Origin of the sequence: Actinoplanes siamensis, from assembly GCF_016862395.1 — a bacterium.
Lineage (GTDB): Bacteria > Actinomycetota > Actinomycetes > Mycobacteriales > Micromonosporaceae > Actinoplanes > Actinoplanes siamensis.
The window spans coordinates 96,241-120,083 of record NZ_BOMW01000027.1; the positions used below are offsets into that span (position 1 = coordinate 96,241).

Consider the following 23,843-nt stretch of genomic DNA (forward strand, 5'->3'; position numbering starts at 1 on the left):
ACGACTGTCCCGGGTTCGGATGAGCAGCGGATGAGCGGCGCGATAGCGTGTCCGGCGTGCCGATCCGGTTCTGTGTGCTCGGACCGGTCACCGCCGCGGACGCGCACGGCCGGGAAATCGCGCTGAAGGGCCCGATGCACCGTGCCGTGCTCGGCCGGCTGCTGGTGGCGCGCGGCCGGGTCGTGCCGGTCACCGACCTGGTCGGCGATCTGTGGGTGGCGCCGCCGGCCGGCGCGGTGGCGGCGGTGCGGACGTTCGTGGCGGCGCTGCGGCGGGCGATCGAGCCGGACCGCCCGGCCCGGGCGCCGGCGCGGCTGCTGGTCACCAGGGGGCCGGGGTACGCGCTGGCCGCCACTCCCGACCAGGTCGACGCCTGGCGGTTCGAGCGGATCGTGACGGCTGCCGGGGCCGGGCTGGGCGCGCTCGACGAGGCGCTCCGGTGGTGGCGCGGGCCGGCGTACGCGGACTTCCCGGACGCCGCCTGGGCGCGGGCCGACCGGGCGCGGCTCACCGAGCTGCGGCTGCGCGCGGTGGAGGCGCGGGCCGAGGTGCTGCTGGGGCTGGGCTGGCCGGGCGACGCGGTGACGGATCTCGACGAGCACGTGACCGCGCACCCGTGGCGGGAGGCGGGGTGGCGGCTGCTCGCGCTGGCGCTGTACCGCGGCGGGCGGCAGGGGGACGCGCTCGCGGTGCTGCGGCGGGCGCGGGAGCTGCTGGTCGGGCAGCTCGGGGTGGAGCCCGGGGCCGATCTGCGGGCCCTCGAAGTCGACATGCTGCGGCAGGAGCCGCATCTCGAGCATCGGGCCGGCGGCCCCGCCGGTATTCGCCTCACCGGTGCGGACGCCGTCTTCGCGGATGTCGCCTCCGCCTACGACCGGGTGGTGCCCGGCGGATCCCGGGCACGGCTGGAGTCCGCGGTCGGGTTGCTCCGCAATCTCGCGGTGACCGGCGCCGGCGGTCTCGAGGTGGCCCGGGAGCAGCGGGCGGCCGCGGTCCGGGCGGCCGAGCAGCTCGGCGACCCGGAGTTGACCGCCCGGGTGATCGGCGCCTACGACGTCCCGGCGATCTGGACCCGCGCGGACGACCCCGGGCAGGCCGCCGGGATCGTCGCCGCGGCCGAGCGGACGCTCGCGCTCCTGCCGCCGGCCGGGCACGACACCGCCCGCGCCCGGCTGCTGGCCACCATCGCCGTGGAGTCGCGCGGCACGCACGATCCGCGGCCGCTGGACTGTGCCCGGCGGGCCGAGGCCATCGCCCGCGAGCTGGACGACCCGGGCCTGCTGGCGTTCGCGCTCAACGGCGTCTTCATGCAGAGCTGCCACCGCACCGGCAATTCCGGCGCACGGGATGCGGTCGGCGCGGAGCTGGTCGCGTTCGCCGGGCGGCACGGCCTGGCCACCGCGGAGGTCCTGGGACGCCTGATCCGGCTGCAGGCGAGCGCGGCGACGGCCCGGTTCGACGACGCGGACCGGCACGCGGCGGCCGCCGACCGGCTGGCCGCACGGCACGAGTTGCCGCTGGTCACGGTCTTCACGCAGTGGTACCGGGCGATGCGGGCCGGGACCGAGGCGGCGTACCGGGCGGCCGCCGGGCTGCTGGACCGGGCCGGGATGCCCGGCCTGCGGGCCGGGTTGCTGCCGCTGGCGTTGCTGAGCCTGCGGTTACGGCACGGTTCGCCGGTGGCCGGCGAGGGCGATTTCGGGCCGTACGAACCGTGGGCGCGCCCGTTGCTGTCACCCGGCGCCACGGCGCTGGCCGACGTGCCGGATCCGCCGGCCGACCTGCTCGCCGAGGCGCTGTGGTGCCTGTTCGCGGAGGCGGCGATCGCGGCCGGGGACACCGCGGCGATGGCGCGGGCCCGGAAGGCGCTGGCCCCGGCCGCGGGCGAATGGGCGGGCGCGGCCAGTGGCCTGCTCACCGTCGGACCGGTCACGCACTACCTGAACCGGCTCCCGCGCTAGCCGACCGGCACCTTCACCTCGCCGCTGAGGATCCGGTACCGGGCGTTCTCCATCCCGGATTCGTACCGGGCCAGCGCCTTGTTCGAGGTGGCGTAGCCGACGCCGTCCACCTTGAGGTCGTAACGCTTCCGGCCGCCGGCCCGGTCGCCCTTGACGAACGCCTGGATCTCCTGGAAGACGCCGTTGTCGACGCGTTTGAGCATCGAGGTGAGGACGTGCGGCCGCACGGCCGGCTCCGCGGTGGCGTACTGATCGGAGTCGACCCCGATCGCCCAGACCTTGCTGCCGGCGGCCGCGACCGCCTGGAACACCCCGATGCCGGAACCACCGGCCGCCGCGTAGACGACGTCCGCGCCGTCGGCGATGAGCCCCGCCGCGGCGGACTTGCCCTTGGCCGGCGCGCTGAAGCCGCCGAAGTCGGGTGGCCTGGTCAGGTAGCGCACGTCCACCCGGATGCCCGGGTCGACGCTGTGCACGCCGGCGGCGTATCCGGCCGCGAACTTGTGGATCAGCGGGACGTCGACGCCACCGACGAAGCCCACCCGGTTCTTGCGGGTGGCCAGGGCGGCCGCCACCCCGACCAGGTAGGAGCCCTGCTCCTCGGAGAAGAGCAGCGACACCACGTTGTCGGCGGTCACCGAGTCGTCGTCGATGATCGCGAAGAGGGTGTCCGGGAACTCCTTGGCGACGGCGCCGACCGCCTTCGCGTACAGGAAACCGACGGCGATGACCGGATTGCTGCCACCGGCGGCGAGCCCACGCAGGGCGGCCGCCCGAGCGTCGTCGGTCTCCGCCTCCGTCTTGGTCTCCGACGCCTCGATCAGCAGTTCCTCCTTGGCCCGGTCGACGCCGGCGGCGGCCGCGTCGTTGAAGCTCTTGTCCCCGCGGCCCGCGCTGTCGTAGGCGATCCCGACGTGCACCGTCTCACGGCCCAGGCCGGACGTGTCCGCCGGCGCGACCGGGACGGTCGCGGCCGAGCACCCGGTCAGCAGCACGGTCAGGGCGGCGGCGAGCAGTCCGGCGCCGAAGCGTTTGTTCATCGTCACTCCTCAGTACCGGAATTGGGCGACCGCGTCGCGCAACTGGGTCGACATGCGGCTCAGCTCGGTGGCCGCCTCCCGGGAGCGGGTCACCTCGGCCGAGGTGGCGGCGGATGCCGCGGCGACCGCCCGGATGTTCTCGGCGATGCTGGCCGTGCCACCGGCCGCGGCGGTGGCGCCCCGGTTCATCTCGCCGGTGGTGGCGGTCTGCTCCTCCACCGCGCCGGCGATGCTGGTCTGGTAGTCGCTGATCCGGCCGACCACCTCGTCGATCATCTCGATCGCGGTGACCGCCGCCGACGTGTCCGTCTGGATCGCCTGCACCAGCGAGTCGATCTCGTCGGCCGCGCGGGCACTCTCCTGTGCCAGATCCTTGACCTCGCCGGCGACCACGGCGAAGCCCTTGCCCATGTCCCCGGCCCGCGCCGCCTCGATGGTGGCGTTGAGCGCGAGCAGGTTCGTCTGCGCGGCGATGCTGGTGATCAGCTTCACCGCGTCGCCGATGGCGGACGACGAGGTGCCCAGGTTGCCTACCGTCTGGTTGGCCGAGCGCGCCGCGGCCACCGCCTCCGCGGCCACCGCCGCGGCCTCGGCGGCGTTGCGGGAGATCTCCTCGATCGAGGCGCCCATCTCCTGCGACCCGGCAGCCATCGTGTCGACGTTGCGGTTGACGTCCTCGGCCGCGCCGGCGACCAGGTCGGCCTGCTGGCTGGTGTCGCCGACCGACTTCGCGAACGCGCCCGACACCGCGTCGAGCTCCGCGGAGGTACGGGTGAGGACCTCCGCCTGCTGCGCCACGTCGGAGACGACCGTGCGCACGGCGGCCATCGCCTGCCGGAGCGCTGCCGACATCTCGCTCACCTCGTCCCGGCCGTCGTCAGCGGGCGGCTCGGCGGTCAGATCGCGCTCGGCCATCCGGCGCAGCGCGTCGCGCGCCGCGCCGATCGGCCGCACGATGCTGCGGGTCACCGCGAACGCGGATGCCGCGCCGAGTGCGAGAGCGAGCCCGGTGGCCACCATGATGATCAGTCCGGCGCGGCTGGCGTCCTCCGCGGACGAACGCACGGCCGCCACGCTGCGGGCGTCGACCGACGCGGCGAGCTTCTGAGCGGCGACCATCATGCGGTAGTAGCTGTTCCAGCTGTCGTACAGGGCGATCTGGTCGGCCTGCCACAGCGCCCGCGCGGTGCCCGGACGGTACGCCGCCACCACCTTGTCGTTGATCTCGACGTACCTCGACAGCTCGTTGCCCAGGGTGGCGAAGACATCGCGTTCGCTGTCGGTCATGCTGCCGGTGTCGACCTGGCCGAGATAGCTCGTGAAGGCGTCCCGCTCCTGTTGCCACGCCTTGTAGGCGACCGAGTCCCCACCGAGCGCCCGTCCGGCCCCGAGCCGGTAGATGTCGTTGATGAAGCCGGCCTGCCAGCCGTTGAGTGTCGTCGCATGGGTCTTGATCTCGCCGGCCTGCTGCGTCAGGAGCTCCAGCCGGCGTACCTCGGTGGCCGCGTCCCGCTGCGCGACGATGGTCCCGTAGGCCACCAGGGCGGTGGCGAACAACAACACCAGCACACCGGCGAACGCCCCGAATAACCGGGCGCCGATACTGAAACGCCGCACTGATGACCCTCCGTCCGCAAAGTTTCACCGGCTTTTTCGGCATCCGACAGCCACGGCTTAGGGAAAGCACACCGTGGGAACCCGGCGCCTACCGCCACCACAACCGGGCCGAACGCGGCTGCGACCAGGGCGGACAGGGGTGCGGCCCGCATGGAGCGACGCCTCGCGGGTGTGCCGGATCTCAGCTCGGGAGCGTCCAGCCGGTCATCCTGCCGGCCGTCTGCCGGTGCCCGCCCGGCCGGCCGCCCATGACCGGAACTCGTGGATCGCCTCGCCCAGGTTGAGCGGACCGCAGGCGGCCTCGAAGCGGCCCTCGACGACCCGGGCGACAAGCCAGTCGTGCTCGCCGCGGCGCACCTCGTACTTCGGGAAGTCGTGGCCCTCCAGACTGGTCCCGCGCAGGTCCAGCAGCAGCGACCAGCCCGGGTTGTCCAGCGTGTCGATCGAGACGCCGTAGTCGTGTTCCCAGCTCCCGTCGCACTGCGTGGCGTACCAGGCCTGCAGCCACGTCAGCGGATCCGGCGCGTCCTGTTCGTTCACCCACTCATCATGGACGATGAGACTGCGGTGGCGGGACGCTCGCTCCGGCTTGCGCGCGGTGACCTGCCGTTCACGAGGACCAGCACGGCGACCGCGATCTGGAGCAGCCCCGCGGCCAGCAGCGTGGGCCGGGCGCCGGCCAGCCCGATCACTGCCCCGCCCAGCAGCATCCCCAGCGTGCCGGCCCCGTCGTGCACGACGCTCTCCGCGGCGAAGGCGGCCCGCCGTTCGGCGCCGGTCGTCCGGCTGCTGATCAGCGTGTTCACCGCGGCGATCCCGAACGGCATGACGGCGCCGCCGAGCGCCGCGCACACCCCGACGAACGGGACCGAGCCCGCGCCTGCGGCCATCGCGGCGAACGACGCGCCCAGGACCATCCAGCTGACGGCGGCCGTCGGCAGGGCCGGCAGGCGCGTGGTCACCGACGGGACGAGCAGAGCGCCGCAGACCGAGCCGATGCCGTAGCCGGTGAGACCCGCCGCGATCAGCGCCCCGGGGCGGCCGGTCTGCGCGCCGAGCACGGCCAGACCCAGCGCGAACGCGAACCAGACCGCTCCGCCGACGCCGCTCGTCACCAGGATCCGGCGCAGATCCGGGTGCCGGCGCCACACCTCCCGCAGGCGCACGGGCGGTTCGGTGTGACGCGGGTGGGCGGGCCGCGTTCGTACCGCCGGCAGGAGCAGAGCGGCCACCGCGATGCCGCAGCTCTCCGACCAGAGCAACGGGATCGTGCCGCCCGCCGCGACAGCGGCGGCGGCCAGCGGCGGGGCGATCACCATGCTGGCGCGATGCGCGAGATCCTGCCAGGCCAGCGCTCGGGCCGCGTGGCCCGCGCCGATCCGGTCGCCGACGTCCGCCGTCAGGGCCGACCGGGCCGGCCCGGCGACCGCCGCGCAGACGCCCGCGAGCAGACCTCCGACCGCCAGGTGTACGGCGGTGACCCCGCCCGTGACCTCCGCGACGGGCACCACCAGCAGCCCGAGCGCCTGCCCCAGCATGATCACCGCTAAGGACCGCCCACCGGTGATTCGCCCCCGTAAGGGACCGGCCCACCAGCCGGAGGTGACCAGTGGCAGACCGGCGGCGCCGGCGACCAGCCCGGTGGTCCACGTCGACCCGGTCCGTTCCAGCGCCACCAGTGGCAACGCCACAGCGGTCAGCCGCTGGCCGAGCCAGCTCACAAACGTGGTGAGCAGCAGGATCCGCAGATCTCCTCGTTCTCGCACCCCCCGATGCTTCCGCCATCCGGCTACGCCGGGTAGTCGCCGGGTGTTGTCCGGTTGCCATAGGGTGCGCCTATGGGTTCATTGCCGCAGGTCGAGGATCTGCGACTGGTGACCGCGATCGTGCGTCTCGGCTCGGTCGGCGCCGCGGCCCGCGAACTGCTGATCAGCCAGCCGTCCGCCAGCCAGCGCCTGGCCGCCCTGGAGCGCCGGGTCGGCGAGCGCCTGTTCGACCGGGATCCGACCGGCGCCCGGCCGACCGGCGCGGGCCGCGAGATGGCCGAGCGGGCCGCGCACATCCTGCAACACCTGTCCACGCTGGTCGATCAGACCCGCGCCGCGGCCCGCGACCGCCCGCTCACCGTCGGCACGTTCTCGAGCCTGGCGCCGCTGCTCTTCCCGGCGCTGGACGTGCCGGTCAACCAGATCACCGACCACGGCGACCGGATGATCGGCTGGGTCGCGGAGGGCTCTCTGGACGCCGCGGTGGTGGCGATCGCGGACCAGGTGGCGCTGCCCCCGGGCGTGATCGCGACCCCGGTGGGACGGGACAGCCACGCGATGCTGTTCCCGGCCGGCGTCCCGGGCCCGGCCGGCGGGCGGCGGCCGTTGCGGGACCGGGTGGTCGTCGCGTACACCATCGATCTCTCCTCCGATGTGCTGCGCGCCCGGCTGACCGCCCTCGGCGCGCAGACCCGGCATGCCGCCACCGCGGAAACCGCGGTTCGGATGGCTCGGGCACACGCCGTTCCCGCCCTGATGCCGCGCTGCCTGGCCGAGATGTACGCCACCGCGGAGGAGACGGTGACGGCGGCCCCGGTCCGCAACGTGCTGCGGCTGACCCTGATCACTCTCGGTCCCCCACCCCCCACACTGAACCCCACGACGCTGGCCGGCCGGCTCGGGCTCACCCGGCCGGTGCCGGCCTGACGCACCGGCAGGACGACCTCGGCCACCCGCGGGCCGATCCGGGCGGGGACAGGTCAGCCGGTGAAACGGATGAGCGCTTCCGGGCCGGCGCGGTCGTCATGATCGCCACCGCCCGCCCCGGCCCGCCCGAACCGGACGTTTCCGGATCTCGCCATTGGGCACATCAACAACAGCGGCACCACGAGATGACTGGAGGATGCTCAGATGGCCGGCAACGAGCACGACGTGAACCGCAGCGCGCGGAGTGGGCGCTTCGTCAAGGAGAGCACCACCAAGCGCGAGCCGCGCACCACGACCACCGAGCACGTCGGGAAGAGCCACGGCGACCGTGAGGTGCACCGCAGCACCAGCACCGGCCGCTTCGTCAAGAAGACCACCACCGAGTTGCACCCGTCGACGACCGAGACCCAGCGGGTCTGACCGCCGGCGCCGATCAGCGCCCTTCGCTCACCGCGGAGGGCGCCGGCGTCGTTTCCGGGGCCCGGTCCGGCGCGCGGCGCAGCAGCAGGCCGCCGGCCAGGCCGCCGGCGAGCTGGCAGGCCGCGATGGCGACCAGCAGGACCGCCGGGTGGTACGACGCCAGCAGCCCGCCGGCTGCGGAACCGGCCGCGCCGGCGGTCACCTTGAATCCGGCTCCGAGCGTGAAGACCTGGGTACGCAGCTCCGGCGGCGCCTCCCGGTCGCGGGTGGTGAACAGGGCCACCGCGACTATCCCGCTGAGCCCGCCCGCCACCGCGAAGAACACCGCCGGCGTCCCGGCCACGGCCAGCAGGAACGGGACCGTCATCGCGGCCGTGCAGAGCAACAGCACCCGCTCCGGCAGCCGGTGCACGACCGGCAGGCGGGTGCAGAGCACCGACCCGAGCAGGCCGCCCGCGGCGCACGCGGACACCAGCAGACCGGTCAGCGCCGGCCGGTGCGTGTGCGCCGCGCCCACCAGCGGGCCCGCGAGCACGTGCGGCACCATCAACGCCGCCACGAGCAGGCCGCCGAGAGCCGCGTCGTGGGCGCGCTCCAGCGCCAGCAGCACGATCGCGACCCGGGCGCCCTCGTCGGCCAGGCGGACGCTGACGGCGGCCACCAGATACCTCGCCAAGGTCATGTGGTCATTCTGTCCCGGACCGGCTGTTTCGGCAGGGATGCCCGGGGCATCTGCGGACCATGACTCTCAAGGCGCTGGTGCTCGGTTGTTCACTGAAGAAATCCCCGGCTCCGTCGAGTTCGGAACTGCTCGGTCGAGAGGTGCTGGCCGCGCTCGCCGACCACGACGTCGACGGGGAGCTCGTCCGGGTCGTCGACCACGACGTGCGTTTCGGCGTCTCCACCGACGAGGGCGACGGCGACGCCTGGCCGCGGATCCGGGCGAAGGTCCTGGACGCGCAGATCCTGGTGATCGCGACGCCGATCTGGATGGGCCAGCCGTCCAGCGTGGCGAAGATGGTGCTGGAGCGCCTGGACGCCGAGTTGTCCGAGACCGACGATCAGGGGCGGCCCTCGATGTACGGCAAGGTCGGCGCGGTAGCTGTGGTCGGCAACGAGGACGGCGCGCATCACGTGACCGCCGAGGTGCTGCAGGCCCTCAACGACGTGGGCTTCAGCATCCCGGCCGTGTCCTCGACGTACTGGGTCGGCGAGGCGATGGGCAAGGTGGACTACAGCGACGCCGGCCCGAAGCCGGACACCACCGGGGCGGCGACCGCGGGACTGGCTGCCAACGCCGCGCATCTGGCGCGGCTGCTGTCCGCTGACAACTATCCGGTGAGCTGAGCGTTTACCCGGACCGGACCTGGGCACATCGGGGTCGAGTTCCCGTCTGCTGAGGAGTGATGAGCGATGCCACCGCGCAAGCGAGCGACAGCCGGCACCACCAGCCCGAGCTACACCGTGCCCGGGGTCAAGCCCGAGGCCGCCGGTGAGGTCGTGGCGGTGCTGCAGGACCGGCTCAACGCGCTGAACGACCTGGCGCTGACCTTGAAGCACGTGCACTGGAACGTCGTCGGGCCGCACTTCATCGCCGTGCACCAGATGCTGGACCCGCAGGTCGACGCGGTCCGCGAGATGGTCGACGACCTGGCCGAGCGGATCGCCACGCTGGGCGGTTCGCCGGTGGGCACGCCGGGCGCGCTGGTCGCCCAGCGGTCCTGGGACGACTACTCGATCGGCCGCGCCGACACGGGCTCGCACCTGGCCGCCCTGGACATCGTCTACACCGGCGTCCTGGAGGCGCACCGGGCCGCGATCGAGAAGGTCGAGGAGTCCGACCCGGTCACCGAGGACCTGCTGGTGCAGCAGACCGGCCGGCTGGAGCGGTACCACTGGTTCGTCCGGGCCCACCTGGAGTCGCCCGAGGGCACCCTGCTGACCGCCGGTGTGTCGGACGAGAAGACCGCCGCCAAGCGGGGGAAGCGCTGAGCGCGTACCGCATCGATCGGGGCCGCCGGGAGGGAGTCTCCCGGCGGCCCCGTCTCAATCCGCGGGGCAGCCCGGATCGGGTTTGCGGGCGCCCGGGATGACGCCGCAGAGCAGACGCAGCGACGCGTCCGCCCCCATGATCAGGACCGTCTTGCCCGCCGGTAGCTGCGGGTCGTCGCCGCGGTACGAGAAGTCGATCGCGCCGGTCACGCCCGGTACCGCGTTCGCGCCGGTCAGCGCGTTGAGTCCCTGCAGCACCGACTGCGCCGTGACAGCCGCCTCCGCGTTCACCGCGCGGACCTGCACGATGGCCGCGTTTATCGTGTTGATCGCGTCCCAGCCGAACATCGCCCGCGACGCCTGCCCGTCGACGCACGCGTCGCCGTAGCCGCGCTCGCCGTAGACGGTGAAGAACCGCACCGACTTGTTGATCCGCGCGCAGTCGGTCCCCCAGGCGCGGCTGCCGGCCAGCGAGATGTAGTCCAGCGGCAGCCCGGGATAGTCGTCGCCCTGGCCGGAGAGGGCGAACTGGGTGATCGCGTCGCCGGCCAGCACCGCCGGGTACGCCTGCGAGCAGACCGACATGCCGCCCAGGAAGTCGTCGAACTCGTCCGGCCGTCCCGCGTAGAACACCAGGTAGCCGGGCTTGCCCGGGCAGGCGCGGCGCCCCAGGCTGGTGACGTCGGCGCCGCTGCCGCCGTCCGGCGGGCGGTACGCCGCGAAGTCGCGCACCGTGATCCCCCGCGCGGTGAACGCGGCCCGCACGTCCTCGGCCAGGTTGCCGCTGTAGAGGTCGGCCGGGTCGCCGGAGTAGTACACGGCGGCCTCGGTGACCCGCAGTTTCTCCCGCGCGTAGTAGGCGGCGACCGCGGCCTCCCGGCTGTTGCCCGGCGACACCTGGTGGTACGAGATCACCTCGCTGGTCAGCGTGTCCGCGGTGAGCAGCGTGCCGAGGGTCGGGATACCTGCGGCGTCGAGCTCGTGCAGCGCGTCCTTGGTGCCCTGCCGGCTGACGCCCAGGCCGGTGACCGCGACGATGCGCAGCCGCCCGGCCGCCCCGGCGATCAACCGGGCCGCCTGCCCGCCGTAATTCATCTGGTCGCCGCCGTTGGCCAGCAGCAGCCGGATCGGCGCCCGGGCGGTGCGGCTGTTCCACTGGGCGGCGGCCAGACCGCGCAGCTCCTCCAGCGCGGCCGGGTCGCCGCCGGCCGTGGTGTTGGTGAGTGTGCTCAGGTAGACCACGGTGACGTGGCCGGGGTTCTTCACCACCTCGGCGTTGACCGCGGCGATCTCCTCCTCCACCCGCCGCAGGTCGTCGTCCGGCGCGGCGGCGAAGAACCGGTACCGCCCGTCGGAGAGCCCGACGCACTGCGAGCCGTCCACGCCGAACGGCTCCCGGCGCAGCGTGCTGCCGAACGCCGGCCAGCGGAGGCCGGCGCAGCGGTCGTGGTTGTACCAGGGCACCGTGATCAGCGCGGCGAGCAGCACCAGCGGCAGCACCAGCGACATCCACGGGACGCGCCGGCGGGGCAGGCCGGCCTCGCCGAGCCGGGTCCAGTCGCCCGGCCGGCCGGTCTCCGCCGGCAGTTCCAGCGGCAGCACCACGCTGCGGTCCCGGGCGAACCGCAGCTGCCGGTCCACCCACGCGTCGTACGCCATCCGGGCGTCCGCCGGCGAGTGCGCGCCGCGGGCCCGGACCGGGTTGGTCACCACGAGCAGCGGCTCGCGCCGCAGATCGCCCGCCTTCTCGACGGACTCGATCAGGCGGCGCGCCGCCGGGCCGTCGTCGTCGATCAACAGCAGGGGGTACGCGGTACGCCGCCGGCCCGCGCCGAACACGCCGGTGCGGCGGTACGCGACCCGCAGGTCCTCCAGGAACGCGTCCACCAGCAGCGCGTCCACGTCGTCCTGGTGCGCGGCGACGAAGCCGGGCCGGGCGAACTCGCGCGCCAGCTGGTAGAAGTCGCGCCCGCCGGCCAGCCGGTGCCGGGCGAACCAGCGCGGCGGCCGCCACGTCGAGCGCATGAACCGCAGGCCGAGCCGGGGCACCAGCCGCGACGCCAGCCGCACCCACCAGGGGAAGTCGCCGACCGCGTCGGCCAGGCCCTCGGCCAGCGGCGTGCTGGGCAGCCGCTGCCGCAGGTGCACCTGCAGCTGCTCGGCGATCTTCTCGCGCTCGCGGTCCGGGGTGTCCGGCTGGAACGGCTCCAGGTGCACCAGCCACAACGCCAGGCCGTAGTGCGGGAAGCGGAGGCGGGGGCCGGTGCGCGACTGGCCCGCCAAATTCTTCACCGCGACGTCGAGCAGGTCCTCGACGGTCACGGCCGGTGTCCGCCCGGGGTCCACCTGCCGCTCCCCGGTGCGGGCCCAGGGCGCGAACCGGCCTTCCCGCAGCCATTCCTGCAGACCGTCGAACGGGTCGTGCCGGCCGGCCGGGGGGCGGTTCAACTCCAGGATCGGCAGGAAACGCTCGGCGCCGTACCGCCAAGGGCGGCGGACCAGCCGGCTGATCAGCCGTAACAGGTCCGGGCCGCCCTCGAACTGGATGCCGCGCGTGGCCGCTTCATCGGCTCGCCAGCGTCTGCGGAGCATGCTCCATTGTGGTTCGTCGATACCGGCGATCGGAAGGGGGAAATCAGCGGCGGAAGAACCGGCCGATCATGTCGTACGAGACGATCACAGAATGGGTTTGCCGCCGGTGACCGGAATGACCGCCCCGGAGATGTAGCTGGCCTCGTCGGAGGCGAGCAGCACATAGGCCGGCGCGACCTCCTTGGGCTCGCCGGCCCGGCCCAGAGGCGTGTTCTTGCCGAACTGCTCGACCTGCTCGGGCGGCATCGTCGACGGGATCAGCGGCGTCCAGATCGGCCCGGGCGCGACCGCGTTGACCCGGACCCCCCGGTCGCCGAGCAGCTGCGCGAGGCCCGCGGTGAAGTTGGCGATCGCGCCCTTCGTGGTCGCGTAGGGCAGCAGTGTCGGCTTCGGCTGGTCGTAGTTCACCGAGCTGGTGTTGATGATCGAAGCACCCTCGCCAAGGTGCGGCAGCGCGGCCTTGACCAGCCGGAACATCGCCGTGATGTTGGTGTCGAAGGTGTGCTGCCACTCCTCGTCGGTGATCTCCTCGACAGTCTCGCGGGTCATCTGGAACGCCGCGTTGTTCACCAGCACGTCGATGCCGCCGAGCTCCTTCACCGCCTGCTCGACGATCTTGGCGCTCTGCGCCGGGTCGGTGAGGTCACCGGGCGCCAGGGCCACCGTGCGGCCGGCCTCCTCGACCAGCGCCGCGGTCTCCCGCGCGTCGTCCTGCTCCTCCGGCAGGTAGGAGATCAGCACGTCGGCGCCCTCCCGGGCGAAGGCGAGCGCCACCGCGCGGCCGATGCCGCTGTCCCCGCCGGTGATCACCGCTTTCTTGCCGGTGAGCCGCCCGGAGCCGCGGTAGCTCTGCTCGCCGTGATCCGGCTTGCGGTCCATCAGGGTGGTGTGACCGGGCGGCTCCTGCTGCCGCTCCTGCGCCTGCTGTTCTTCTTTGGTCGTGGTCATGGTCGCGGCATTCCCCGCCGCGCGGGCATGAAACGCGGGGCGGTCCGTGGCACGCTGCCGGGTATGGGATTCTTCGACCGTGTTCCGCCGCCGCCCGCACCCGAGCCGCCGGAGCCGCCCCGGCCACGATGGGAGAGGCCGGAGGCCCAGCTCGGTGCCATGGTGACAGCCGGGCTGACGCTGGGCCGTTCCGGGCAGGCGGCGGTCGGGGTGGGCGGCGTCACGGCGTACCGGAACGGCTTCGAATTCTCTCTCCTCGCGGTGATGCGCGAGCAGGACCGCCGGGACCGGATCTTCCGGGCGCAGCACCGGCATTCCGTGGCGGAGCCGCTGGAGCCGGAGTTCCTGCGGATCGGGGTCCGCTTCGCCGACGGGCGGGTGGCCACCAACCTGGCCGAGGATCAGCGGTTCCCGGGCCCGGACGACGACTTCGACGGGCCGCTGCTGAGGCAGGGCGGTGGCAGCGGCGACGGGCGGCGTTACGAGACCTCCTACTGGGTGTGGCCGCTGCCGCCGCCGGGGCCGCTCACCCTGGTGTGCGAGTGGCCGGCCTTCGGCATCGGTGAGTCCCGGGCCGAGCTGGACGGCCGGGCCGTGCGGGACGCCGCCGAGCACGCCTTCGACCTGTTCTGAGGACTGACCCGGGGGCCCGCGTGCGCGGGGCGAGGTCCGGGTGGTCCGCCGGACCGGCCCTACGCCGCCGGGCCCCACCTGGTCTCCCCGGTGGCGGTGATGGCGAGGTGGACGAACGGGCTGTCGTCGGTGGCGCCGTGCCAGTGCGGGATGCCGGGTTCGACGTGGACCCAGTCGCCCTCGCGCAGCTCGCGTGGCTCGTCGAGGCCCCACCACTGGATCAGGCCGCGGCCGGAGACGACGACCAGGGCCTGCTCGCCGGTGTGCACGTGCCAGTTGGAGCGGCCACCGGGCTGGTAGGAGAACCGGTGGCCGCGCATGCCGTCCGGGCGCTGCCGGTCGAGGATCTCGGCCTGCTCGACGCCGCCCTGGAATTTCTCCCGGGAGGCGGCCGCGGGTGCCACGGCGCCCTCCGGAACAATCCTGAAATAGCTGCTCATCCCCACATGATGCCGCCGGGCGCGGGCCCGCGCCCGGCAGGCGGATCAGGACGGCCGGCCGAACCAGCGGGCCAGCTGCTCGTCGAGGTCCCGCTGGTCGTCGCCGATCCAGGCGACGTGGCCGTCCGGGCGCAGCAGAAGGGCCGCGACGTCCAGCGCCACGGTGGGATCCGCGAGGTGGCCGACCCGGTCCGACCAGCCGCCGACGGTCAGCCGTCCGGTCCGGTCCAGCAGCAGGCCGCGACCGTCACGCAGCAGGTCGTAGAGGCGGCCCCGCTTCACCTCGAGGTCGCGCAGGCGGCGGCCGAGCAGGGCGGGGCCTGCGCCGAAGTCGTAGCGCACGCCGATCGCGGTGATCTTCTCCAGCAGGCGGCGGTTCACCTCGTCGATCTCCATCAGCTCGGTGAGCAGCCGGCGCACGGCGCGTGGGCCCGGCCCGGCGGAGAGCAGCTCGGTCTGGGCGCGGGTGTTGTCCAGCACCTGTTCGGCGACCGGACGGCGTTCCGCCTGATAGGTGTCGAGCAGGGTGTCCGGGGCCCAGCCGCGGATCTGCGCGGCCAGTTTCCAGCCGAGGTTGACCGCGTCCTGCAGGCCCAGGTTGAGGCCCTGGCCGCCGATCGGCGGGTGGATGTGCGCCGCGTCGCCGGCCAGCAGCACCCGCCCGACCCGGTAGTGCTCGGCCAGCCGGGTGGCGTCGCCGAAGCGGGACAGCCAGCGCGGGGAGTGCACGCCGAAGTCGGTCCCGGCGATGGCGCGCAGCTGGCGGCGGAAGTCGTCGAGGGTGGGCGGCTGGGCGCGGTCGGTGACCGCGGCGGCGGGGACCACGACCCGGTGAAGCCCGGCGCCGGCCGGCCCGACGCTGAACCGCGGGTCGGTCCGGCGGGCCGCGGCCACCCTGGCGGCGACCTCCTCCGGTGGCACGCCCACCGCCATCTCTCCCATCAGCGTCTCGTTGCTCGCGGGCTCGCCGGGGAAGGCGACGCCGAGCAGCTTGCGCACCGTGCTGCGGGCGCCGTCGCAGCCGGCGAGGTAGCGGGCGCGGACCCGCTCCCCGCCGGTCAGCTCGACTGTCACGCCGTCGCCGTCCTGTTCCAGACCGGTCACCGCGCAGCCGTGCCGGACGTGCGCGCCCAGCTCGACGGCGTGTTGTTCGAGCAGGCGGACGACGACCGGCTGCGGGATGCCCAGCAGGTAGGCGTGCGCGGTGTCCAGGTCCGCGGGCGCGGGTCTGTCGATGGCGGCGAAGTAGGCGCCGGCCGGGCGCCGTCTGCCGTGTTCCAGGAGGCGGTCCAGCAGTCCGCGCATCGCCATCAGCTCGATGCTGCGGATGTGCAGCCCGACGATGCGGGCGAACGACGCCGGCTCGGTCTCCTTCTCCAGGACGAGGACCCGCACCTGGTGCAGTCGCAGCTCGGCGGCGAGCATCGCGCCGGCCGGGCCGCAGCCGGCGATGATCACGTCGACGTCGCCGGTAGCCGGGGACGGCTCGGCGGTCGGCTGCAGAGAATTCATGGGTGTTGCCTTTCGGGAGGCCTGTGAATGCGGCGCTCCCGGCGATGCCTCAGGACGATCGCGCGGCCGTGACGGGAAGGGGGAGCACCCACGTCGGAACAACGGTCATGGGTCTCACCTCCTCGGGCAGCATCACGGGCAACCGCAAGTTACCGGCCCGGACCGCGGCGCGTCCAGTGCTCGTCCACCCAGGGCCTGCAACAAACTGCAAACACCTATTTCTTGTACGTCGATCGACACCCTCCTATGCTCAGCGGGGGAAAGCGCTTTCCTGCACTACTCCCATCCCCAAGGAGCGCGTCACCATGAGAAGGATCCGGCTTATCGCCGCGGCAGGCACCGCCGTGACCGCGGGCGTCATCGCCGTCGCCCTCCCCGACCCCCGGGCGTCCGCCGCCGTGACCGGCACCGCCACCGGCTTCGCGACCGGCACCACCGGCGGCGCCGGCGGGACCACCGTGCGGGCCACCACCGGCACCCAGATCCACCAGGCCCTGTGCGCCCGCGCCAGCGGCAGCACCCCGATCACCATCGAGGTCGAGGGCACGATCGACCACGGCAACACCACAAAGGTGTCCGGCGACAGCTGCAACACCGCCGCCGACAAGATCGAGCTCAAGGAGATCAGCAACGTCACGATCGTCGGCGTCGGCAGCGGGGCGACCTTCGACCAGCTGGGTATCCACATCCGGGACTCCAGCAACATCATCATCCAGAACGTGACGGTCCGGAACGTCAAGAAGTCCGGCTCGCCCACCTCCAACGGCGGCGACGCGATAGGCATGGAGAGCACCGTCCGCAAGGTCTGGGTGGACCACGTGAACCTGCTCGCCTCGGGCGGCGAGGACGCCGGCTACGACGGGCTGTTCGACATGAAGGACGACACCGAGAACGTCACGCTGTCGTACAGCACGCTGCGCAACTCCGGCCGGGGCGGCCTGATCGGCTCCAGCGAGACCGACACCGGCAACACCAACATCACGTTCCACCACAACCTGTACGAGAACATCGACTCCCGTACGCCCCTGCTGCGTGGCGGCGTCGCGCACATCTACGACAACTACTACGTCGGCCTCAACGAGTCCGGCATCAACTCCCGGGCCGGCGCCAAGGCCCGCGTGGACAACAACTACTTCCAGAACTCGAAGGACGTGCTCGGCACGTTCTACACCGACGCGGCCGGATACTGGCAGGTCAGCGGCAACATCTTCGACAACGTGACCTGGTCGGCCAAGGGCTCGGAGAACAACCCGGCCGGGCCGGACCCGGTGTCCAACACCAGCGTCAGCATCCCGTACTCGTTCGCCCTGGACAGCGCGTCCTGCGTGCCCGCGATCGTGCGCGCCGCCGCCGGCGCGAACACCGGCCTGAAGACCTCCGACGGCAAGTGCTCGACGACGTCGCCGACCGGCGGCCCGACCTCGTCGCCCACCGGTTCGCCGACCAGCTCGCCCACCACCGGCCCGTCCCATCCCAGCGGCACCAACCTGAGCATCGGCGCCGGTTCGGACGGCTCCAGCAAGGCGAGCGGCACCAGCTACGGCGACGTGCGGGACGGGAACCTGACGACGTACTGGTCGCCGAGCGGCACCACCGGCGACATCTCGATCAAGTGGGGTTCGGCCACCACGGTCTCGCGCATCGACGTCCGCGAGTCGGCGGCCGGTGTCGTCGGCTCCTACCAGGTCCTCAACGGCGCCACCGGCGCGGTCCTGAGGTCCGGCACGGGAGCCGGCGTGATCACCTTCCCGGCCACGTCGACCACGAAGATCACCTTCAGGATCAATTCCGCTTCCGGTACGCCGCGGATCGCCGAGTTCGAGACCTACGCCTCCTGACCACCCCGCCGGGCGGCGCGCCTTTCCCGCGCCGCCCGGCGCACCCTCCCGCCCGGCCACCCGAGCCCGGCTGGCCCACAGAGGTCTCTCACCCCCTCCGAGACACCCCTCCTACCCAGCCACCCGAGCGCGGCCGCGGCGGGCAGGGGTGTCTCGCGGGGACGGCTCCACGGGCGTACCGAAGCGGTCAGAAGATGAAGTGGGCCGCGAGCCGGTAGTAATTCATCGAGATCATCATCAGCAGCAGGGCCACGAAGGCCGTGCTGACCAGGCCGTACACCAGATAGATCCGGCGGCGGGCGGCGGAGACCGCGCGGTGCGCCGCCGGCAACGGCATGCGGAGGAACACGTGCCCCAGATAGCGGAAGGCGCGGTCCCGCAGGTTGATCTCCCCGAGCGCGGCCTCCAGGGCGTGATGTCCGTCGGTCACCGGGAACAGCGGATTCAGGTTGTTGAAGACGACGAAGAGCTGCATCCCGAGCAGCCACCGCAACGCGCCGAACCGCTCCGGGTCCAGCACGATCAGCGCCGCGCAAACCCCGGCCGCGACGATGTCGATCATCGGGCCCACCATGGCCACCGCGAGGCGGCCGAAGCGCGAGCGCACCCGGTAGGCGTCGGTGCGGTCGACGTAGGTCAACGGGACCAGGAAGCAGAACAGCTTCACCCCGGCCTCCCGCACCGGTACCCCGAGCGCCTGGCAGACCGTGGCGTGGCCCATCTCGTGCACCGCCGCCTGCACCAGCAGGGCGGCGAACAGGACCAGCCAGGGCGGGCCGACGAAGTCGAGCGGAGCCGGCAGCGTCAGCGCCAGGACGATCGCGGCCACCGCCGCGGCACCGGCCAGCACGGTCAGCGCCGTGGCGGTCCGGGGGAAGCGGGCCAGCACCGCCGACGGCGGCCGCAGCATCAGGTTCAGGTGCCGCGCCGGGATCCGCAGGTGCGGGGTGAGCCGGAAGAACCTGGCGATCCACAGATCCCTGCCGCGCAGCGGCTCGGGCGGCACGGAGAGCACGCCGGCCCTGCGCAGATCGGTCAGGAACGACAGCAGGACGGGCGCGCGGTCGTGGACGCCCCCCGGCCCGCGCGCGCGACGGGCTGCGTTCAGCAGGGCGGTGCCGGTGCGGCTGCCGTCCAGCAGTGGCACCAGGCGCGCGCCGGTCGCGCTCAGCCGGACGTAGGTGCCGGAGTCCTCGGCGAACAGCAGGGGGTGACCGTCGGCGCCGTCGACGAGGGTGACCCGCGGCGCCAGGGCGACCGGCTCGTCGAGCCAGTCAGCGGACATCGTGCCTCCGTGATGTCGGGAGACCACCGGGGGAGCACCGCGCGGCACTCCCCCGGGCTCGTTCACTGAACGCTCAGCGAGCGGGGCGTCAACGGCATCCGCCGCAGCCACCGCCGCAGCCGCCGCAGCCGCCGCAGCCGCCGCAGCCATGGCAGCCGTGGCAGCCATGGCAGCCACGGCACCCGATGCAACCGCGGCAGCCGTGGCAGCCGCCGCAGCCACCGCCGCCACCGCCGCAGCCACCGCCGCAGCCACCGGTGCCCAGCAGAGAAGCGCTGACCACTGTCGGCAGCTGCTCGGCGGTAAGGTCGTCCTCCAGCCAGAGGTCGAGTTCCTCGGAGACCTCGGGTCTGCTCAGTTCACTTTGCATGCGACTCAGCTCCTTCGATGTGTCGTTCCATGCGGTTCGCCGTCCGGCCAGCAGGCCGTCCGACCGGGGGCCCGACGGCTCGCGAGCGAGCGTGGACCCCAGACTGTGTTCCGGTGCTACGCCGGCGCACCCGTCGCCGGTTGCCCGGCGGCGAACGCGATCAGCGCGGCCCGGTGGTATCCGTCGGCTCCCGCCCGCTCGCGCAGCACGTGCGGCAGCAGACCGGCGAAGACGGTGCCGCCGAGGTGCAGGCGCAGCGCGGCCAGCCACGCGGCGTTGCCGGCCGCGCCGGCGCGGGCCAGCAGCAGCCGGTGGCCGTGGCTGCCGTGCCGGTCGAGCGCGCCGGCCAGGTTTCCGGTGATCAGGATGAGCGCGGGCGCCCAGGCGAACTCGCGCTGCAGGACCAGCTCCTCGGCCGCCGCGCCGTCCGGCAGACCGGCCACCCGGCACAGTGCCGCCTTCTCCGGCAGATAGCGGTAGAGCCCCGTGCCGAGGCCGGTTACCCGCCACGCCGCGCAATAAAGCTCCAGGTCCACACCGGCGGCCCGCTCCTGCGGCCAGGATTGCGCGTCCATCCGCTCGGCGGCGTCGAGCATCGCGGCGAGTTCCGCGCCGGTGAGCGCGGCCGGCGTGAAGTAGTGGACCGACACGCGGTCGAGGAGCACGTCCGGCAGGCCGGCGCGTGGGGCGGCCGGCTCCGGCAGCGCGACGAGGTTCGACCGGTCCGGCGGGATCCGCAGGAAGTCCGGCACCGGAGACAGCGGGCGCCGTGCCGACACGGCGTCCAGCCGGGTGTCCGCCAGCAGTTCCATCAGCAGCTCGGAGCGGTCCTCGTCGACGGGCGTGGTCATCGTTCCTCCTTGAGCGCCACCACCGCGGTCACCGGCTCGGCGGTCGGATCGATGCGCAGGGCGGCGGCGATCGCCGCGTCGTCCCACCGGTCGGCGAAGCGTGCCGCCAGCCGGTACTCGGCGGCGAGCGCGGACAGCTGGGCGAGCGCCACCCCGGCGTCCAGGCAGAGGATCCGGTAGGCGAAGTCGTGGTACTTGGCGGCCACCACGCCGAGCGCGCCGGTGAACACCAGCAGGGCCGCGGGCCGGTCCGTCTCCAGGGCCGGGCAGATCCCGGCCGACACACCGCGGATCCGGCCCAGGCTGTGGTCGCCGCGCTGGTAGAAGTACCAGGCCGGGTCCAGGGTGGGCACGTCCAGGGCGAGCAGGTACACCTGCACCGAACCGAGATTCCCGCCGGTCGCCGCCCACCGGCTGATCTGGCCGGGCCGGCCGCGCTCGCCGAGGTCACGCAGCCCGGCGGTGTGGCGCAGCAGCGCGGACAGGTGCCGCAGCGGCCCGCCGTCCAGCGGGATCCGCGGGGCGGCCTGGTACTCCTTGTTGTACCGCTGCAGGGCGTGGTTCGCCGGACGGAAGTGCGCCTGGTGGTCCTTCGGGTGTAGCCACTCGCGCGGCGGGAACGCCACCGCCTGCTCGTAGCGGTGCGCCACCGGCGGGCGGTCCAGCTCGGCCCGCGGGTCGGCGGGCAGGCAGACGGGGCAGCCCGGCCGGCGGTACGCGGCCACCGCCCGCTGCGCCCATCCCGCCAGGTCCAGGACGGTGCAGACGCTCATCGACGGAACCTGGCCGACCCGGGACAGCAGGTGTACGACCTCGGTCGCCACCAGCGCCGCCCAGATCGCGGCGCGTACCGGCGACGGCACGCCGGCCGGGGTGGCCCGGTTCCGCGAGAAGCAGTCGTGGCAGCAGGTGTACCGGGCGTCGAACAGCGGCCCGATCTCTGCGGTGTCCGCGCCGGCCGCGGCGCGCAGCCAGCTGATCCCGGCCTTGCGGCAGGCCTCGTCCACCTCGGCCATCGCCGCGGCGTCGCCGTCGTCGACGGCGACCACCAGGTCACCGGCTCCGGCCGGCCAGGCGCCGGCCTCCGCGTCGACACCGGCCCGGGTCAGCTCGGCGCGCAACAGACCGGCCAGCCTTTCCGGCCCACTGATCAGCACCCGGGCGCGGGCCAGCCGCTCGCACGCCTCGTCCCGGCTGCGGTTGACCCGGGTGGTGTCCAGGTTCCGGCCGAGGTAGCCGGCCACCTCGGGCGGGATCACCTCGACGACGTCGCCGGCCGGGCCGTCCTGCAGCAGCCCGCTGGCATACAGCAGGGTCACGCAGGCACTCAGATCGGATTCGGACACTCCGGGGAACGCCGCGGCCAGTTCGGCGACCGTGCGGGTGCCGTCGAGCTCGGGCAGCAGCCGCGGGACGAGCCGGACCGCGGCCCGGCCGCGCAGCACGGTCTGCCGGTTGCCGGTGCCGGCGAACGCGAGGCCGTCGACCAGCGGCACCTGCACCAGGCCCGGGATCAGGCACGGCCGGACCGGGACGGTGAACTGCGGATCACTGGAGGCCACTTCCGCCATGGTGGCCGCGGTCAGCCGGCCCTCGTCGCGGGTGGCCTCCTCGGTCGGGATCATCGCCACACCCCCTGCAGCATCTCGGGCAGCCGTTCGTACGACCGCGTCGTCTCGTCGCGTCCCAGCCCGCACCGCGGGCAGCCGTGCACGCCGACCACCCGGCCGGTCCGCACCTGCTGGGTCGCCACCTCGATCTGCCGCACCCGCCCGGCCTCGGCGGCCGCGTCCTCGCGGATCCGGCCCACCACCTCCGCCGCGGCGGCCGCGGCGAGCAGGGCGGTCGACGGCAGGTAGCCGCCCGGTCCGGCCTCGGGGTGCGCGTCGTAGTACTCGTCGAGCGCGGCGCGGATCACCCGGGCGTCATCGTGCTGCATGATTCGGCGGCGGTAGCAGCCGAGGCACGCGCCGGCGCCGGGCACCACCACCGGGCCGATCTCCAGCTGCGGATGGTCCAGGGTCACCGGCAGCCACGGCTGCCCGGTGCGGAACGCCTCCTCGTCGAACTCGCGTTCCAGCTCGGGCACCCGCCGCCAGGACGCGAGCAGGTGCAGGTGAGGGCCGGGCGGGGGTGGCGCGGCGCGCGGCCGGACGAAGGCGGCGCCGACGACCTCGGCGTCGTGGCACAGGTCGCCCAGCCGCTCGGCGACCGCGTACCCGAACGGGCCGACCGGCGTGATGATCAGGTGATGCATGCTGGCTCCCGGTGACATCAGGCGAACGGCTGCGGCCAGGCGTTGAGTTCGGTCTCCGGCCGGCTCGGATATCCCATCCGGACCGGCGCCTGGTAGAGGCGGGGCGAGCCGAGGTAGCGCGAGCGGTAGCTGAACGAGAGCGGCAGCAGCCCGGGGACGACCGCGCGGACCACAGTCATCCCGGCGCGCAGCGCCTCGTCCGGGGTCAGATCGACCAGGTACGAATCCATCCCCCGCTCGTCCAGCCGGGACAGCACCACGCGCAGGTCCTCGGCCGGGTCGCCGGTGGCGAGCACGGGCAGGTCGGAGAGCCGGCGCCGGGCCGGGCCGGCGAGCAGGAAGTCGAACGCGGCAGCGTGCTCGGGGCGGGCCAGGTAGGCCGCGCCGTCGGACACCCCGGTGAAGTCGCGCACGTCGTCGGCGAGCGGCTCGTAGCCCTGCAGCGCGATCCGCACCGACACCGTCTCGGCGATCGCCTTCACGGCGGCGGCCTGCGGGTCCAGCCCGGTGGCGCAGGAGACGACGGTCCGCAACCGGGGGTGGTGCGGGGCCACCGAGACGCCGTACACGGTGGGGATCCCGAGGTCTGTGGTCCCGTCGAAGAGGTGGATCGCGACGTCCCGGCCGCCGTACAGGTCAAGGTAGCGCTGCAGGTCCGGCCCGACGGTGTCGAGTTCGAGCCGTGGCAGGGGAAGCTGCTGCAGCCAGGTCAGGCTGATCGCGTCGCGTTCGATCACCTCGCACAGGGCGCCGCAGATCGCGCGGACGGGATCCGGGTGCGCGGCGGCACCGGTCGAGATGGGGTTGGCGACGCGCTCCGCCCCGTGTGCCGGGAAATGCATATACACCAGCACCGCGGGAACCCAGGCGGGCTCCCGGGTACGCAGGTTCAGGCCGCGTATCCACCGCATCCGAACGGATTTGTCGGGCCGGGCCACCGGGCAGTGCGGATCGGACAGCTCGGTGGGCGAGCAGCGCGGCAGCGTGTCCAGGTCGAGCGCCTCGGCGCCGAGCTCGTCGGCGGTGGCCCAGCGCAGCTGTCTCTCGTCGTAGAGGCAGTTCGCGTAGCGTTCCAGAGCCTCGGCGGTCGCGACCATCTCGGCGCGCTCCGGATCCACCCCGGTGCCGGCGCCGTCCAGCGAGCCGAGGCAGTCCGGGCCGCAGAGGTTGGCCAGCACCGCCGACACGTCGCCGAGGTCGGCGGAGGAGACCTGCAGCGGGGGGTTGGACGGTTCGACAGCCAGCTGCGTAACGTTCGTGATCAGGCCGCCGAGCGGCGAGACCAGATCCTGCAGACCCGCGGATCCGGCCGTCGCCGGTCTCCGCCGCGCCGCCTCTGCGGCAACCGCACTCATCTCGTGTGCCCTTCCGATCCAAAGCCGTGGCGCCGTCCG

General features: G+C 73.4%; 22 protein-coding genes. 7 read left to right on the forward strand and 15 right to left on the reverse strand.

Annotated elements, in window-relative coordinates; genetic code table 11:
- Positions 1-56: 56 nt before the first annotated feature.
- Positions 57-1,961, forward strand: coding sequence for an AfsR/SARP family transcriptional regulator (locus Asi03nite_RS15025; protein ID WP_203680269.1), 1,905 nt, complete (start codon positions 57-59; stop codon positions 1,959-1,961).
- Here Asi03nite_RS15025 and Asi03nite_RS15030 read toward each other — a convergent pair.
- From Asi03nite_RS15030 to Asi03nite_RS15045, 4 genes are all read right to left on the reverse strand, one after another.
- Positions 1,958-3,001, reverse strand: a complete 1,044-nt coding sequence (locus Asi03nite_RS15030; protein WP_203680272.1) for a BMP family lipoprotein — start codon at positions 2,999-3,001, stop codon at positions 1,958-1,960. The two genes, Asi03nite_RS15025 and Asi03nite_RS15030, sit on opposite strands and share 4 nt — an antisense overlap.
- A gap of 9 nt (positions 3,002-3,010) precedes the next feature.
- The gene (locus tag Asi03nite_RS15035; protein WP_203680274.1) at positions 3,011-4,618 is read right to left on the reverse strand and encodes a methyl-accepting chemotaxis protein; all 1,608 of its coding nucleotides are present in this window, start codon (positions 4,616-4,618) and stop codon (positions 3,011-3,013) included.
- Between the two features lie 204 nt (positions 4,619-4,822).
- Positions 4,823-5,158, reverse strand: a complete 336-nt coding sequence (locus tag Asi03nite_RS15040; RefSeq protein ID WP_239102693.1) for an immunity 53 family protein — start codon at positions 5,156-5,158, stop codon at positions 4,823-4,825.
- Positions 5,155-6,384, reverse strand: coding sequence for an MFS transporter (locus Asi03nite_RS15045; RefSeq protein ID WP_203680276.1), 1,230 nt, complete (start codon positions 6,382-6,384; stop codon positions 5,155-5,157). Before Asi03nite_RS15045 ends, Asi03nite_RS15040 begins: the two co-directional genes overlap by 4 nt.
- 72 nt (positions 6,385-6,456) lie before the next feature.
- Here Asi03nite_RS15045 and Asi03nite_RS15050 point away from each other — a divergent pair, with 72 nt between their 5' ends.
- Positions 6,457-7,311, forward strand: a complete 855-nt coding sequence (locus Asi03nite_RS15050) for a LysR family transcriptional regulator (RefSeq protein ID WP_203680278.1) — start codon at positions 6,457-6,459, stop codon at positions 7,309-7,311.
- Positions 7,312-7,515: 204 nt separating this feature from the next.
- A complete protein-coding gene (locus Asi03nite_RS15055; protein ID WP_203680280.1) occupies positions 7,516-7,731 on the forward strand; it encodes a hypothetical protein in 216 nt (71 codons plus the stop codon).
- 13 nt (positions 7,732-7,744) lie between these two features.
- On the opposite strand, the gene Asi03nite_RS15060 is transcribed toward Asi03nite_RS15055, so the two are convergent.
- On the reverse strand, positions 7,745-8,413 hold the full coding sequence (locus Asi03nite_RS15060; RefSeq protein WP_203680282.1) for an MFS transporter: 669 nt from the start codon (positions 8,411-8,413) through the stop codon (positions 7,745-7,747).
- Between the two features lie 59 nt (positions 8,414-8,472).
- On the opposite strand from Asi03nite_RS15060, the gene Asi03nite_RS15065 reads away from it, so the two are divergent.
- Together Asi03nite_RS15065 and Asi03nite_RS15070 are read left to right on the forward strand one after the other, a co-directional pair.
- A complete protein-coding gene (locus Asi03nite_RS15065; RefSeq protein WP_203680284.1) occupies positions 8,473-9,078 on the forward strand; it encodes a flavodoxin family protein in 606 nt (201 codons plus the stop codon).
- Between the two features lie 66 nt (positions 9,079-9,144).
- Positions 9,145-9,723, forward strand: a complete 579-nt coding sequence (locus tag Asi03nite_RS15070) for a Dps family protein (RefSeq protein WP_203680286.1) — start codon at positions 9,145-9,147, stop codon at positions 9,721-9,723.
- 54 nt (positions 9,724-9,777) lie between these two features.
- On the opposite strand, the gene Asi03nite_RS15075 is transcribed toward Asi03nite_RS15070, so the two are convergent.
- Entirely contained in the window at positions 9,778-12,315 is a 2,538-nt protein-coding gene (locus tag Asi03nite_RS15075) for a type 1 periplasmic-binding domain-containing protein (RefSeq protein ID WP_203680289.1), read from the reverse strand.
- Between the two features lie 84 nt (positions 12,316-12,399).
- Entirely contained in the window at positions 12,400-13,263 is an 864-nt protein-coding gene (locus tag Asi03nite_RS15080; RefSeq protein WP_203680291.1) for an SDR family oxidoreductase, read from the reverse strand.
- A 63-nt stretch (positions 13,264-13,326) separates the two neighbouring features.
- Between Asi03nite_RS15080 and Asi03nite_RS15085 the strand changes: the two genes are divergently transcribed.
- On the forward strand, positions 13,327-13,896 hold the full coding sequence (locus Asi03nite_RS15085; protein WP_203680293.1) for a hypothetical protein: 570 nt from the start codon (positions 13,327-13,329) through the stop codon (positions 13,894-13,896).
- Between the two features lie 59 nt (positions 13,897-13,955).
- Here Asi03nite_RS15085 and Asi03nite_RS15090 read toward each other — a convergent pair whose 3' ends face one another.
- Together Asi03nite_RS15090 and Asi03nite_RS15095 are read right to left on the reverse strand one after the other, a co-directional pair.
- The gene (locus Asi03nite_RS15090) at positions 13,956-14,336 is read right to left on the reverse strand and encodes a cupin domain-containing protein (RefSeq protein ID WP_203680295.1); all 381 of its coding nucleotides are present in this window, start codon (positions 14,334-14,336) and stop codon (positions 13,956-13,958) included.
- Between the two features lie 45 nt (positions 14,337-14,381).
- Entirely contained in the window at positions 14,382-15,848 is a 1,467-nt protein-coding gene (locus Asi03nite_RS15095) for an FAD-dependent monooxygenase (RefSeq protein WP_203680298.1), read from the reverse strand.
- A gap of 305 nt (positions 15,849-16,153) precedes the next feature.
- On the opposite strand from Asi03nite_RS15095, the gene Asi03nite_RS15100 reads away from it, so the two are divergent.
- Positions 16,154-17,686 (forward strand): pectate lyase family protein, encoded by a 1,533-nt coding sequence (locus Asi03nite_RS15100; RefSeq protein WP_203680300.1) that lies wholly within the window; start codon positions 16,154-16,156, stop codon positions 17,684-17,686.
- A gap of 187 nt (positions 17,687-17,873) precedes the next feature.
- On the opposite strand, the gene Asi03nite_RS15105 is transcribed toward Asi03nite_RS15100, so the two are convergent.
- The 6 genes from Asi03nite_RS15105 to Asi03nite_RS15130 all read right to left on the reverse strand — a co-directional run bounded on the left by Asi03nite_RS15105 (position 17,874) and on the right by Asi03nite_RS15130 (position 23,804).
- On the reverse strand, positions 17,874-18,971 hold the full coding sequence (locus tag Asi03nite_RS15105) for a site-2 protease family protein (protein WP_203680302.1): 1,098 nt from the start codon (positions 18,969-18,971) through the stop codon (positions 17,874-17,876).
- A gap of 88 nt (positions 18,972-19,059) precedes the next feature.
- Positions 19,060-19,341 (reverse strand): hypothetical protein, encoded by a 282-nt coding sequence (locus Asi03nite_RS15110; protein WP_203680304.1) that lies wholly within the window; start codon positions 19,339-19,341, stop codon positions 19,060-19,062.
- A gap of 116 nt (positions 19,342-19,457) precedes the next feature.
- Entirely contained in the window at positions 19,458-20,192 is a 735-nt protein-coding gene (locus Asi03nite_RS15115; RefSeq protein ID WP_203680306.1) for a nitroreductase family protein, read from the reverse strand.
- Positions 20,189-21,817, reverse strand: a complete 1,629-nt coding sequence (locus tag Asi03nite_RS15120) for a hypothetical protein (protein ID WP_203680307.1) — start codon at positions 21,815-21,817, stop codon at positions 20,189-20,191. Before Asi03nite_RS15120 ends, Asi03nite_RS15115 begins: the two co-directional genes overlap by 4 nt.
- Positions 21,814-22,449, reverse strand: a complete 636-nt coding sequence (locus tag Asi03nite_RS15125) for a TOMM precursor leader peptide-binding protein (RefSeq protein WP_203680308.1) — start codon at positions 22,447-22,449, stop codon at positions 21,814-21,816. Before Asi03nite_RS15125 ends, Asi03nite_RS15120 begins: the two co-directional genes overlap by 4 nt.
- Before the next feature lie 17 nt (positions 22,450-22,466).
- Positions 22,467-23,804 (reverse strand): YcaO-like family protein, encoded by a 1,338-nt coding sequence (locus Asi03nite_RS15130; protein ID WP_203680309.1) that lies wholly within the window; start codon positions 23,802-23,804, stop codon positions 22,467-22,469.
- Between the last annotated feature and the right edge of the window lie 39 nt (positions 23,805-23,843).

Excerpts from the sequence above, each read along its gene's own strand:
- Asi03nite_RS15030 (WP_203680272.1), bottom strand. The coding sequence starts at position 3,001 with ATGAACAAACGCTTCGGCGCCGGACTGCTCGCCGCCGCCCTGACCGTG.
- Asi03nite_RS15050 (WP_203680278.1), top strand. The coding sequence starts at position 6,457 with ATGGGTTCATTGCCGCAGGTCGAGGATCTGCGACTGGTGACCGCGATC.
- Asi03nite_RS15055 (WP_203680280.1), top strand. The coding sequence starts at position 7,516 with ATGGCCGGCAACGAGCACGACGTGAACCGCAGCGCGCGGAGTGGGCGC.
- Asi03nite_RS15060 (WP_203680282.1), bottom strand. The coding sequence starts at position 8,413 with ATGACCTTGGCGAGGTATCTGGTGGCCGCCGTCAGCGTCCGCCTGGCC.
- Asi03nite_RS15065 (WP_203680284.1), top strand. The coding sequence starts at position 8,473 with ATGACTCTCAAGGCGCTGGTGCTCGGTTGTTCACTGAAGAAATCCCCG.
- Asi03nite_RS15070 (WP_203680286.1), top strand. The coding sequence starts at position 9,145 with ATGCCACCGCGCAAGCGAGCGACAGCCGGCACCACCAGCCCGAGCTAC.
- Asi03nite_RS15075 (WP_203680289.1), bottom strand. The coding sequence starts at position 12,315 with ATGCTCCGCAGACGCTGGCGAGCCGATGAAGCGGCCACGCGCGGCATC.
- Asi03nite_RS15080 (WP_203680291.1), bottom strand. The coding sequence starts at position 13,263 with ATGACCACGACCAAAGAAGAACAGCAGGCGCAGGAGCGGCAGCAGGAG.
- Asi03nite_RS15085 (WP_203680293.1), top strand. The coding sequence starts at position 13,327 with ATGGGATTCTTCGACCGTGTTCCGCCGCCGCCCGCACCCGAGCCGCCG.
- Asi03nite_RS15090 (WP_203680295.1), bottom strand. The coding sequence starts at position 14,336 with ATGAGCAGCTATTTCAGGATTGTTCCGGAGGGCGCCGTGGCACCCGCG.
- Asi03nite_RS15095 (WP_203680298.1), bottom strand. The coding sequence starts at position 15,848 with ATGAATTCTCTGCAGCCGACCGCCGAGCCGTCCCCGGCTACCGGCGAC.
- Asi03nite_RS15100 (WP_203680300.1), top strand. The coding sequence starts at position 16,154 with ATGAGAAGGATCCGGCTTATCGCCGCGGCAGGCACCGCCGTGACCGCG.
- Asi03nite_RS15105 (WP_203680302.1), bottom strand. The coding sequence starts at position 18,971 with ATGTCCGCTGACTGGCTCGACGAGCCGGTCGCCCTGGCGCCGCGGGTC.
- Asi03nite_RS15110 (WP_203680304.1), bottom strand. The coding sequence starts at position 19,341 with ATGCAAAGTGAACTGAGCAGACCCGAGGTCTCCGAGGAACTCGACCTC.
- Asi03nite_RS15115 (WP_203680306.1), bottom strand. The coding sequence starts at position 20,192 with ATGACCACGCCCGTCGACGAGGACCGCTCCGAGCTGCTGATGGAACTG.
- Asi03nite_RS15120 (WP_203680307.1), bottom strand. The coding sequence starts at position 21,817 with ATGATCCCGACCGAGGAGGCCACCCGCGACGAGGGCCGGCTGACCGCG.
- Asi03nite_RS15125 (WP_203680308.1), bottom strand. The coding sequence starts at position 22,449 with ATGCATCACCTGATCATCACGCCGGTCGGCCCGTTCGGGTACGCGGTC.
- Asi03nite_RS15130 (WP_203680309.1), bottom strand. The coding sequence starts at position 23,804 with ATGAGTGCGGTTGCCGCAGAGGCGGCGCGGCGGAGACCGGCGACGGCC.